The organism is Streptomyces sp. MUM 203J (genome assembly GCF_022414595.1).
Taxonomy (GTDB): Bacteria; Actinomycetota; Actinomycetes; order Streptomycetales; family Streptomycetaceae; genus Streptomyces.
On the sequence record NZ_JADWYO010000037.1, the window covers coordinates 49,930 to 62,066 of the forward strand.

General features: G+C 73.4%; 10 protein-coding genes. 7 read left to right on the forward strand and 3 right to left on the reverse strand.

The annotated features are described in order from the left end of the window. Nucleotide 1 precedes the first annotated feature (1 nt). The 4 genes from I3F58_RS19095 (at nt 2) to I3F58_RS19110 (ending at nt 4,372) form a co-directional block, all read left to right on the forward strand. Entirely contained in the window at nt 2-943 is a 942-nt protein-coding gene (locus tag I3F58_RS19095; RefSeq protein WP_240109844.1) for an NAD(P)/FAD-dependent oxidoreductase, read from the forward strand. Between the two features lie 56 nt (nt 944-999). Next, nucleotides 1,000-1,917, forward strand: a complete 918-nt coding sequence (locus I3F58_RS19100) for an SGNH/GDSL hydrolase family protein (RefSeq protein ID WP_240109845.1) — start codon at nt 1,000-1,002, stop codon at nt 1,915-1,917. A gap of 372 nt (nt 1,918-2,289) precedes the next feature. After that, nucleotides 2,290-4,158, forward strand: a complete 1,869-nt coding sequence (locus I3F58_RS19105) for a carbamoyltransferase N-terminal domain-containing protein (RefSeq protein WP_240109846.1) — start codon at nt 2,290-2,292, stop codon at nt 4,156-4,158. Continuing rightward, nucleotides 4,136-4,372 carry a hypothetical protein gene (locus tag I3F58_RS19110; protein WP_240109847.1) on the forward strand — a complete coding sequence of 79 codons (237 nt, stop codon included), beginning with the start codon at nt 4,136-4,138 and terminating at the stop codon, nt 4,370-4,372. The genes I3F58_RS19105 and I3F58_RS19110 overlap by 23 nt, the downstream gene beginning before the upstream one ends. 128 nt (nt 4,373-4,500) lie before the next feature. Here I3F58_RS19110 and I3F58_RS19115 read toward each other — a convergent pair whose 3' ends face one another. Together I3F58_RS19115 and rox are read right to left on the reverse strand one after the other, a co-directional pair. Beyond that, nucleotides 4,501-5,142 carry a CBS domain-containing protein gene (locus I3F58_RS19115; RefSeq protein ID WP_240109848.1) on the reverse strand — a complete coding sequence of 214 codons (642 nt, stop codon included), beginning with the start codon at nt 5,140-5,142 and terminating at the stop codon, nt 4,501-4,503. A gap of 110 nt (nt 5,143-5,252) precedes the next feature. Next, nucleotides 5,253-6,680, reverse strand: a complete 1,428-nt coding sequence (rox, locus tag I3F58_RS19120) for a rifampin monooxygenase (RefSeq protein ID WP_240109849.1) — start codon at nt 6,678-6,680, stop codon at nt 5,253-5,255. Between the two features lie 241 nt (nt 6,681-6,921). Between rox and I3F58_RS19125 the strand changes: the two genes are divergently transcribed. The 3 genes from I3F58_RS19125 (at nt 6,922) to pflA (ending at nt 11,075) form a co-directional block, all read left to right on the forward strand. Continuing rightward, nucleotides 6,922-7,833 (forward strand): universal stress protein, encoded by a 912-nt coding sequence (locus tag I3F58_RS19125; RefSeq protein WP_240109850.1) that lies wholly within the window; start codon nt 6,922-6,924, stop codon nt 7,831-7,833. Nucleotides 7,834-8,016: 183 nt separating this feature from the next. Beyond that, nucleotides 8,017-10,284, forward strand: coding sequence for a formate C-acetyltransferase (gene pflB / locus I3F58_RS19130; protein WP_240109855.1), 2,268 nt, complete (start codon nt 8,017-8,019; stop codon nt 10,282-10,284). 38 nt (nt 10,285-10,322) lie between these two features. After that, a complete protein-coding gene (pflA, locus tag I3F58_RS19135) occupies nt 10,323-11,075 on the forward strand; it encodes a pyruvate formate-lyase-activating protein (protein ID WP_240109856.1) in 753 nt (250 codons plus the stop codon). Nucleotides 11,076-11,129: 54 nt separating this feature from the next. On the opposite strand, the gene I3F58_RS19140 is transcribed toward pflA, so the two are convergent. After that, nucleotides 11,130-11,801 carry a CBS domain-containing protein gene (locus tag I3F58_RS19140; RefSeq protein WP_240109851.1) on the reverse strand — a complete coding sequence of 224 codons (672 nt, stop codon included), beginning with the start codon at nt 11,799-11,801 and terminating at the stop codon, nt 11,130-11,132. Between the last annotated feature and the right edge of the window lie 336 nt (nt 11,802-12,137).

Genomic DNA, 12,137 nt, shown 5'->3' on the forward strand with positions numbered 1-12,137 from the left:
CATGGACACCCAGCCCTACGACGCGGTGATCGTCGGCGGGGGCCCGGCCGGCCTCAACGGGGCTCTCTACCTCGGGCGTTCCCGCCGCCGCGTCCTGCTGATCGACTCCGGGGACGCCCGCAACATGGCCGCGGGCGTCATGCACAACGTGCTGACCAACGACGGTGTGCCCGTCTCCGACTTCCGCGCCCGGGCGCGTGCCCAACTCGGGTCCTACGATGTGACTTTCCGGGACGACGAGGTGCTGTCCGCCGAACCCGACGGCGACCACGTGCTGGTCACCACCAAGGAGTCGGGCACCTTCCGGGGCCGTACCCTGCTGTACGCGGCAGGTGTGCGCTCGGTGCTGCCCCCCGTGCCGGGCCTGGACCAGGTGTGGGGCAAGGCCGCCTTCGAATGCCCCTACTGCCACGCCTGGGAGGTGCGCGACCGCGGTTTCGCCGTGTACGGCGGCGGAGTCCCCAGCGAGTGCCTGGCCGCGACCCTGACGGTGTGGTCGGACTCCCTCACCTACCTCACCGACCGGCGCGACCTGCCCGGGGGCGAGCGGGACCGGCTGACGGCCGCCGGGGTCCCGGTCGTCACCGACGGGGTCGACGAGGTCCGGCCGCACCCCGAGGGCGTCGAGGTCGTCTTCGACGGCGGCCGGAGCGCGAGTTACGGGGCGCTGTTCCTGCACATGGACACCGAGCCGCGTGTGGAACCGCTGCGCCCCTGGCTCCGGGCGCCCGACCTGGAGTCGGTGCAGACGGACGAGCGCGGACGCACCAGCGTGCCCCGCCTGTACGTCGCCGGCGACCTGGGGCGGACCATGCAGCAGGCCGCCATGGCCGCGGCGAGCGGGGGACTGGCGGGCATGGCCATCAATGCCGACCTGATCCGCGAGGACCGCCCCGGCTCGCTGCCCGAGCCCCCGCCCCCGGCGCCTTCGCCCGCGCCCTGAGCACACGGAAGCACCAGAAGGCACCACAGGCCCTCCGACACGGGAGCCCCGCCGCGATGACCTCGCCCCGCGCAGAGTTCACCCCGCATATGGAGCACTACACCTTCGTCCTGGAGGACCAGCCCTATGTGGGGTACTTCCAGTACGGCAACGAGAAGACCCCCGTCTACACCACCGACCGGCACGGCTTCCGGGTCACCCCCGGCCCCGGCGGGCACCCGGCCACCGTCGGGGACGACCGCCCGGACGGCCCGGTGCGGCTGCTCGCGGGCAGCTCCGCGGTGTTCGGCGTCGGCGCCACGAGCGACGCGGCCACGGTCACCGCACGGCTGTGGAACAGGTACGCGCCGCGGCTGCCATGGCTGAACTTCGCGGGACAGAGCCACAACTCCATACAAGAGCTGCTGCTGTTCACTCTCTTCCAGCACGAACTCCCTGCTGTCACGGACATCGTGGTGATGTCGGGAGTCAACAACCTGGTACTCAGCCGCCTCCCCGAGGAGCAGCAGGGACGCCACGGGGCCTTCTTCGACTGCGGCCCCGCCCCCGACGCCGTACCGCCACCGGATCACCGGGTCGCGCACGCCAGCGAACTGACGCTTCGTCATCTACGGGGCTGGAAGCTCTGCGCCGACGCCCTGGGTGCCAGGCTGGCCTTCGTCCTCCAGCCGCTGGCGCCCTGGGTGCGGGAGGAGCCGCTCACCCGCGAGCGGCTGCTGTTCGAGGAGCTGGACGAGGTGTCCAACTTCCGGCGCTTCCACAACGACATCTCCACCATGGCGGTGGGCCGCTCCTACGCGCGGAAGCTGGCCGCCGGGTGCGCACGGCTCGGGGTGCCGTTCCTGGACATGAACCCCGCGCTGGCCGAGGCCGCAGGTCCCGAGGACTGGCTGTTCATCGACCGCGTGCACTGCACCGACCTGGGCTATGACCTGATCGCCCGGCAGCTGGCACACCGTCTCGACCTGACCTGAGGAGCGGACCGATGCCCGAGGACACCTCTGCGCGGTGGAGCCTCGTCCCTTGGCTGCGCCGCCGCAAGCCGACCCCGCCCCGGCCCCCGGGTCCGGTACCGCCCTCCGCGTCGGCGGCCGAACCGGACCACACCGGTGGCGGCCGCGCCGTCCCGCCACCGGCCTCCGCCCCGGCGCCCGGTTCCGAGTCGGCGTCCGCCTCGACGCGGACCTCACAGCCCGGGCCGCCATCCGCCACGGCGGGGCCTTCCGGCCCGGAGCCGTCGCCGGATGCGGAGGCACGGCCGTCCTCCACCGGGGCGCGGGTGGCCCCGGCCCCACGGCTGCGGCGGCAGCCCGAGGACGACGCCTCCGTCTACCCGCTCTTCTGACGTGGGCCGTTCAGCCGGCAGCCACGCCGACACCGACGGGCCGGTCCTCGGTATCTCCGCCTACTACCACGACAGCGCGGCGGCCCTGGTGGCCGGCGGAGTCCCGGTCGCGGCGGCACAGGAGGAGCGCTTCACCCGGCGCCGCCACGATCCGGGCTTCCCGGCGCAGGCCGTCGACTACTGCCTGGCGGAGGCCGGGCTGCGTCTGGACGACCTCGCGGCCATCGCGTTCCACGAGGACCCGGCGCTCAAGTTCCGCCGGGTCCTGGCCACCTGGCTGGCCACGGCCCCGCACGGCTTCCCCGTGTTCCGCCGGACGTTTCCGCAGTGGACGGCCTGGAAACGCCGGGCCCTCGACGACGTACGGGCACGGCTGCGGGACCGGGCGCGAGGATCGCTTCCGCCCGTGGTGGCACACCGCCACCACGCCTCGCACGCCGCGTCGGCGTTCCACCCGAGCCCCTACCCGACCGCGGCGGTGCTGTGTGTCGACGGCGTCGGGGAGTGGGCGACGACGACCCTCTGGCACGGCAGGGGCACCGGGCTGACTCCCCTCGCGGAGCTGCGCTTCCCGCACTCGCTGGGCCTGCTCTACTCGGCGTTCACCTACTTCTGCGGCTTCAAGGTCGACTCGGGCGAGTACAAGCTGATGGGGCTCGCCCCCTACGGCACACCCCGGTACGCGCCGCTCATCCGCGAGCGCCTGATCGACGTCCGTCCGGACGGCTCCTTTCGGCTGGACCTGCGGTACTTCACCTTCCAGTACGGGCTGACCATGGTCGGGCGGGCCTTCGAGGAACTGTTCGGAGGCCCTCGCCGGCTCCCCGAAGGCCCGCTGACGGAGCGCGAGTTCGACCTGGCCGCCTCCGTGCAGCAGGTCACCGAGGAGGTGGTGCTGCGGCTGGCCCGTACCGCGCTGCGGCGCACCGGGGAGCGGCGGCTGTGCCTGGCGGGCGGGGTGGCCCTCAACTGTGTCGCCAACGGCCGGATACTGGCCGAGGGGGTCTGCGACGAGCTGTGGGTGCAGCCCGCCGCCGGAGACGCGGGCGGCGCGCTGGGCGCGGCCCTGGCCGAGTCGCACCGCCGGGGCGCGCCCCGGGCCCACGTGGAGCGCGGTACGGACGCCATGGCGGGTGCGCTGCTGGGCCCCGGCTACCCGGCCGGGCGCATCGCCGCGTTCCTGGACGGCCGGGGCGCCCCGGCCACCAGGCTGCCGGGGCCGGAACTGGCGGCCCGGGTCGCGGCGGAGCTGGCCGACGGCAAGGTGGTGGGCTGGTTCCAGGGCCGGATGGAGTTCGGGCCGCGGGCCCTGGGCAACCGGTCGATCCTCGCGGACCCGCGCGATCCGGCCATGCAGTCCACGCTCAACCTCAAGACCAAGTTCCGCGAGTCCTTTCGCCCGTTCGCGCCGGCGGTGCTCGCGGAGGAGGCCGGAGACTGGTTCGACCTCCCGCAGGAGAGCCCCTACATGCTGCTGACCGCGCAGGTCGCCGCGGCGCGGCGGCGGGAGGAAGAGGCGCCCGCCGCAGGGGTGACCGGCCTGGACCTGCTGCGGGTACCGCGCTCCACGATCCCCGCGGTGACCCATGTCGACGGGTCGGCGCGGGTACAGACCGTGACCGCCGACCACAACGCGCGGTTTCACGCGCTCCTCACGGCCTTCCGGGACCGGACCGGCTGCCCCGTGCTGGTGAACACCTCCTTCAACGTGCGGGGCGAGCCGATCGTGCGCACTCCCGGGGAGGCGTACGCCTGCTTCATGCGCACCCGGATCGATCTGCTGGTCCTCGGCGACTTCCTGCTGGACAAGCGGGAGCAGCCGGAGTGGCGGGAGGAGGACGACTGGCGTGCGGCGATCCCGATGGACTGAGGGGCGCGGACGGCCGGGGCACCTGGCCCTGGCGCTCCTGTACTACGCGGTACTGACGCCTGCCGGGGCGTGCGTGCGGCTGCTACGGGACCCCCTGCACCGGGACTGGGACGCCGGGTGCCCGACGTACCTGGTCTTCCTCCCTGCCCCGGCCCGTCCCGAAGCCGGGGGTGCCGCCCCCGGGCGCCCGCGCCGCACCCGCCGGGAGAGCTGAGTCCGGCTGGACCCGTCTCTTCGGGCCGTCCGGCGTGTGAGGGCGAGCGCCGTCCGGGTCCGGGGCGGAGTCCCGGCTCGTCCGAGGGGCGGGGCAGCCCCTCGGACGGCTTGCGTCTGTCCCGCCAGCTATCCGTCGCCGCTCCGCAGGGCCACGCGGATGTCCACCACACCCTCGACCGCCCGCACCGCCCGTGCCAGCAACGGCGCCGACGACGGCTCCGGCAGCCTGCCGCCGAGCGTCACCACCCCGTTCTCGACCGACACCCGCACATCTGCCCCACGCGGGAGCTCGGACAGCACCGTCTCCCGGACCTCCGCCGCGATGTCCTCGTCCGAGCGCAGGAACACCTTCAGCAGGTCGCCCCGGCTGACCACGCCCTCCAGCATCCCGAGCCGGTCCACCACCGGCAGCCGCTTGACGTGCCGCCGGGCCATGATCCGTGCCGCCTCCGCGATCGGCGCGTCCGCGTGGACGGTCACGGCCGGACTCGTCATGAGATCCTCGGCGTACACCGCGTCCGCCTTGGCCACGCGGGCGAACGGCCGTCCGTCCGGGACTGCGGCGTCCTCCTCCCGGTACCCCTCCTTGAGCAGGAGGTCCGCCTCGGAGACCACGCCGATCACCCGCCCCTCGCCCGCGAGCACAGGCAGGGCGCTCACCTCCCACTGGCTCATCAGCTCGACGATCTCCTTGTACGACGCACGGCTGCCCACGGCCACCGCCGTCTGGGTCATCACGTCGCTCACGACACGGGGTGCTGCGCTCATGAGAACCTCCTCGGCCGCTTCGCCTCCATTACCACCCTGCCCCGGCGCGGCGAGTTGCTGAAGGGCCTCCCTGCCGTGGAGGAGCGCCGAACGGCCCTCTTCGCCCGCGCTCAGCCGACCGCCGCGCCGAACCACCTCGGCAGCCGCGCCTCCAGCTCCCGCTGATCCGCACCGGCCCACGCCACGTGGCCGTCCGGCCGCAGCAGCACCGCGGGCACGTCCAGGTCCTCGCTCACGTCGACGACGTGATCGACCCGGTCCGCCCAGCCCGCCACCGAGAGCCGCCCGGTCTGGTCGAGCAGCAGCCCCCGCCCGCCGCGCATCAGCTCGTACAGGCGGCCCCGCCCCAGCGCCACGTCCCGCATCCGGCGGCCGAGCAGCGGGTGGCCCTCACCGAAGTCGTAGCGGACCCCGATCGCGGTGACCTTCTCGATCAGGCGCCGGTTCACCTCCTCGACTTCCATCAGCTCCGACAGCAGCCGGCGCAGCGCCCAGGCACCCGGACCGGGGGACAGCAGCGCCATCTGCGCGCGGGTGTTGTCCAGCACGTCGGCGGCCACCGGGTGCCGCTCGGAGTGGTAGCTGTCCAGCAGCCCCTCCGGCGCCCGGCCCGCGACCTCGGCGGCCAGCTTCCAGCCCAGGTTGAACGCGTCCTGGATGCCGAGGTTCAGGCCCTGCCCGCCGGTCGGCGGATGGATGTGCGCCGCGTCGCCGGCCAGCAGCACCCGGCCGACCCGGTAGCGCTCGGCCTGCCGAGTGGCGTCCCCGAAGCGGGAGAGCCATCGCGGCGAGTGCACCCCGAAGTCGGTTCCGGCGACCGCCCGCAGCTGCCGCCTGAACGCGTCGAGGGACGGCGGGACCGAACGGTCCTCGGCCACGCCCTCGGCGGGCACGATCACCCGGTACACGCCGTCTCCGAGCGGCATGGCGCCGAACCGCACATGCGTCTTGCGGACTTCGGCCGTCACCGCGGCCAGCGTCTCCGGATCCGCGGTCAGTTCCATCTCTCCCAGCAGCGTGTCGACTCTGGCGGGCTCGCCGGGGAAACCGACGCCCAGCAGCCTGCGCACCGTGCTGCGCCCGCCGTCGCAGCCGACCAGATAGCGCGACCGCAGCAGCGTGCCGTCGGCCGCCTCGGCGGTCACCCCCCGGTCGTCCTGGCTCAGCCCGACGAGTTCACAGCCGCGCCGGACCTCGGCGCCGGCCTCGACGGCGTGCTCGGCCAGCAGCCGCTCGACGACAGGCTGCCGGATGCCGAGGATGTAGCCGTGGGCGGTGTCCAGCCGCTCGGGAGCCGGTTTGGTGATGCCGGCGAAGACCCCGCCGACCGGGTACCGCGTGCCGAGCGCGAGGAACCGCTCCAGCAGACCGCGCTGGTCCATCACCTCGATGCTGCGCACATGCAGACCGAGCGCGCGCACGGACGCGGACGGCTCCGGGTCCCTCTCCAGCACGAGCACCCGCACGCCGTGCAGCCGCAGTTCGGCGGCCAGCATCAAGCCGGTCGGTCCGCCGCCGACGATGATGACGTCTTGCATGAACAGCCCCCGTTTTCGCAGGTCCTGGCTTCGGCCGACGATTCTGCGCCACCACCGGGGCCTTGCCGCAAGCCCCCTGGTGAGCTATACGTTGAGAGTGGCGAGGAGTGCGGGACTTCTTGCCCTTCCTTCTGGCACGGGCCTGCCTGGCCCCGCCATCGGGGACCTGCGGCCCTCCGCCCATCCCGCGCGGGCCGCCACGCTGGGCGTGTCGTACCGCCCGCGATCAGGAGGTCCCCGCATGTCCCGTCCCGTCACCGTCGGTCTCGACGGTTCCCGAGAGAGTCTCGCCGCCGTCGAATGGGCCGCGCGAGAGGCCGGTACCCGAGGTGTGCCGCTGCGGCTGCTCCACGTGGGGGACCTCGGACCGGACGTGCACACTCCGGTCGTCAGCCCCGGCACCCGGCGCCACTGGACCGAGCGCATCCCGCGCGAGACGGCGGAGCGGGTGCGCAAGGACCACCCGGACCTGGAGGTCGAGCCCCGGTGGCTGCCCGGCGACCCCGCCGAGGTCCTCTGCGAGGCCGCCGAGGCCGCCGAGCTGCTGGTCGTCGGATCCCGGGGGCTCGGCGCCCTCGCCGGCTTCATCACCGGCTCCGTGTCCCTGCCCCTGGTGGCCCGCAGCGGGCGGCCGGTCGTCCTGGTCCGCGCGGGCGGAGCCGACGGGCCCGTCGGCGGGGTGTCGGCCGCGGCGGACGACACCCGTACCGGCCCCGGCCCCGCCGACGGCCGGGTCGTGCTCGGCGTGGACATCGACCACCCCTGCGACGAACTGCTGGAGTTCGCGTTCGCCCACGCCGACCGGCACCGCACGGCACTCCACGTGGTGCACGACTGGCACCTCCCGATGCTGTACGGCCCCGAGCCGGTGGCGCCCGCGGTCGCGCTCCAGGAGGAACTGGCCGCCGCGAAGAACGAGGCGCTGGCGCAGTCGGTGCGGGGGTGGAGCCACAGGTACCCCGACGTCGAGGTGACCCACGACTGCCGCCTGGGCCGCCCCGTGCCGCATCTGCTGAAGGCCGGCCGCGGCGCCGGGCTCGTCGTGGTCGGCCGCCGCAGGAGGCGTGCGCGTTTCGGCGCACACCTCGGGTCCGTCACCCACGCGGTCCTCCACCACTGCGAAGCCCCCGTGGCCGTCGTCCCCCACGACTGACCCGCCCCCCGGCCGGTCCGCAGGACCAACGGCCCCCGCCAGGCCGGGACACGAGGCCGGACGGCGGCTCCACCGAGTCCCCGGGGCCCTGGGGGCGGAGGCCGCCGGACGGCGACCATCAAGGACAGGCGGGCGTCGGCGCACCCGGCGAGGCGCCCCGTGACCGACCGTACGGAGGCGGAGATGACCCTGACGGAACAGGTGCCGACCCAGGAGAGGCGGACCGGCCGGGCATGGGCGGGCTTCGAGGGGAGGAGCTGGCGCGAGCGGATCGACGTTCGCGACTTCATCCAGGACAACTACACCCCGTACGAGGGAGGCTCCGGTTTCCTGTCCGGCCCGACCGAGCGGACCCGCGCGGTGTGGGGGAAGATCACCGCGCTGTTCCCGGAGGAGCGCCGCAAGGGCGTCCTCGACGTCGATACGGCCACCCCCTCCACCATCACCTCGCACGCCCCCGGCTACATCGACCGCGACCGCGAACTGATCGTCGGGCTGCAGACGGACGCCCCGCTGAAGCGCGCGATCATGCCCAACGGCGGGCTCCGCATGGTGCAGAGCAGCCTGCGTGCCTACGGCCGCGAGCCGGACCCCTTCGTCACCCGGGTCTTCGGGACCTACCGCAAGACCCACAACGACGGGGTGTTCGACGCCTACACCCCCCAGATGCGCGCCGCCCGCAGGTCCGGCATCATCACCGGCCTCCCGGACGCCTACGGGCGCGGCCGGATCATCGGGGACTACCGCCGCGTCGCGCTCTACGGCGTGGACCGCCTCATCGAGGCCAAGCGGGCCGAGCGCGCCGCCCTCGATGCCCGGAGCTCCACCGAGGACGTCATCCGGGACCGCGAGGAACTGGCCGAGCAGATCCGCGCCCTGGAGGAGCTCACCCGCATGGCGGCCGGATACGGCTGCGACGTCTCCCGGCCGGCCGCCACCGCCCACGAGGCCGTGCAGTGGCTGTACCTCGGCTACCTCGCGGCCGTGAAGGAGCAGAACGGCGCGGCCATGTCCCTCGGCCGTACCTCCACCTTCCTCGACGTGTACCTGGAGCGGGACCTCGCCTCCGGGCTCATCGACGAGAGCCGTGCACAGGAGCTGATCGACGACTTCGTCATCAAGCTCCGCATCGTGCGCTTCCTGCGCACCCCCGAGTACGACGAGCTGTTCTCCGGGGACCCCACGTGGGTGACCGAGTCCATCGGAGGCATCGGCACCGACGGCCGTCCCCTGGTCACCCGCACCTCCTTCCGGTTCCTGCAGACGCTCTACAACCTCGGCCCCGCTCCCGAACCGAACCTGACCGTGCTCTGGTCCCCCCGGCTCCCCGAGGCCTTCAAGCGCTTCTGCGCGCGGGTCTCCGTCGACACCAGCTCGATCCAGTACGAGTCCGACGAACTCACCCGTCCCCGCACCGGCGACGACACGGCAATAGCCTGCTGTGTCTCCGCCATGGCCGTGGGCCGCCAGATGCAGTTCTTCGGGGCCCGCGTCAATCTCGCCAAGGCCCTGCTGTACGCGATCAACGGAGGCCGGGACGAGATGACGGGCGAGCAGGTCGCCCCGCCCACACCTCCGCTGACCGGACGGTACCTCGACCACGACGAGCTGGCCGCCGCGTACGACCGCGTCCTCGACTGGCTCGCGGAGACCTACGTCGACGCCCTGAACGTCATTCACTACATGCACGACAAGTACGCCTACGAGCGGCTGGAGATGGCACTGCACGACCACCCCGTGCAGCGGTCCCTGGCCTGCGGCGTCGCGGGCCTCTCCGTGGCCGCCGACAGCCTCTCGGCCGTGAGGCACGCCCGCGTGCGGGTGATCCGCGACGACACGGGTCTGGCCGTCGACTACGAGACCGAGGGCGAGTACCCGGCCTACGGCAACAACGACGACCGTGCCGACGGCATCGCGGCCGGTCTCGTCCGCTCCTTCATGGCGAAGCTGCGGCGCCACCCGGCGTACCGGGGAGCGGAGCACACCCAGTCGGTCCTCACCATCACGTCCAACGTGGTCTACGGCAGGCACACGGGCAGCACGCCCGACGGCCGCCGCGCCGGGCAGCCCTTCGCTCCGGGCGCCAACCCGATGAACGGACGGGACCTCCACGGGATGGCGGCCTCGGCCCTGTCCGTCGCGAAGATCCCGTACGACGAGGCCCGCGACGGCATCTCCCTCACCTCGACCGTCACACCCGACGGGCTCGGCCGCGACGAGGAGGACCGGGCACAGCACCTGGCGGGACTGCTCGACGCGTACACGGCGTCCGGCGGCTTCCACCTGAACGTCAACGTCCTGGACCGGGACACCCTGGAGGACGCCATGGAACACCCGGAGAAGTATCCGGACCTGACCATCCGTGTGTCCGGATACGCCGTCAACTTCGTACGGCTCACCCGCGAACAGCAGCGGGACGTCATCAGCCGCACCTTCCACGAGGCGACGTGAGCACCCCCCGCGCCACCACCCGCCCGGCGGAGCCCGCCCTGCCGGGCCGGTCCTCCGAGGCGGCGGTGACCGGGCGAGTGCACTCCTGGGACCTGTCCACCGGCGTGGACGGCCCGGGAACCCGCTATGTGCTGTTCACCAGCGGATGCCCGCTGCGCTGCCTGTACTGCCAGAACCCCGACACCTGGCACCTGCGCGACGGCCGCCCCGCCGGCGTGGACGAGGTGGCGGCGGACATCGGGCGGTACCGGACCTTCCTCACCGTCGCGGGCGGCGGAGTGACCGTCAGCGGCGGTGAACCGCTCCTCCAGCCCCGCTTCACCGCAGGGCTGTTCCGCCGCTGCAAGGAGATGGGACTGCACACCGCGCTCGACACCTCCGGGTATCTCGGGGCCCGCGCGGACGACGCTCTGCTCGCCGACACCGACCTGGTGCTGCTGGACATCAAGGCGTTCGACGCCGCCGTTTACCGCGGGCTCACCGGTGGCGCCCTCGCCCCGACCCTGTCCTTCGCCACGCGCCTGAACCGGCTCGGCATCGCCACCTGGATCCGCTACGTCCTCGTGCCCGGCTGGACCGACGACATGGACGCGGTCGACGGCCTGGCCGCCTTCGCCGCCGGGCTGGACTGCGTGGAACGCGTGGACGTGCTGCCGTTCCACAGACTCGGCGCGCCCAAGTACGAGGCTCTGGGCATCCCGTTCCCCCTGCGCGACACCCCTGCGCCGTCCGCAGAACTGATCGCCCGGGTCACCGCCCGGTTCAGGGCGCACGGACTGAGAGCCGACTGATCCCGGCCGGCGCGGAGGAGCGGACGGCCCGTCGGCCGTCCGCTCCTCCCGCGCTCACCGGCGGTCCGGCGGCGTGACGGCCGGGCCGCACGTCACGCCCACCACGCCGTCCACCCGCCAAGCGGCCCTCAGCAGCGCGGTGGTGTCGACGTCCTCGCGGGCCGGGCACTCCAGCCTCACCACCCCGTCCCGCACCTGCACGCGGACCTCGTCCCGGACGGGCTCCGGCACACGGGCCCGGACCATGTCCATGACCTCCGCGCGGAGGGTCTCGTCGGTCCGCAGGAAGACCCGCAGCAGATCCCGGCGCGTCACGATGCCGATCAGCCGGTCCTCCGCGTCGACCACGGGAAGCCGGTCGACGCGGCGCCGTTCCATGATGCGTGCCGCGTCCACGACACGCTGCTCGGGGTGCACGGTCACCGCCGGGGACGACATGAGGGCGCCCGCCGTCGGGGCGTGCGGCAGGCGCGGGTGCCTCCGGGGCGGCCGGCTCCACGGGCCCTGGACGCCCGCCACGGCGGACGGCCGTCGCCGCCGGCCCGCCTGGCGCCGCACGAGGTCCGTCTGCGACAGCACTCCGACGACCTTGTCGTCGTCGTCCACGACCGGCAGCCCGCTGATGCGATGTGCCGTGAGGAGCCGGGCCAGCTCCTTGAAGGACGTGTCAGGGCACGCCCGGACGACCTCGTCGGTCATCACCTCGCCCACGATACGGATGCTCACCGTCCTCACCCCTCTCCGTCGTGCCGACGGTGGCCGTGCTGGTTCCTCGTTACCAGCCTCCGGCGCCGACCGCCGGACCGGCAGGTCCGGAGAGCACCGGCACGGGGCCGTACGTCCTCGGCGGGACGGGACCCGTCAGGGCGTCCGGGAGAGCCCACCGGACCCCGCCCCGGGACCTTCGGAACCTCCGCCGGCCGTCCGCCGGACGCGAGGCTTGAGATGGCCGCCGGACTCCGCCCGGCAGCCGCCGCCCCGAGGCGGCCCCCTACGAAGGAGTCTCAATGACGAAGTCAAGCCGCCTGCGTGATTGGTGGGGCGGAGGTGAACATCCTTCCG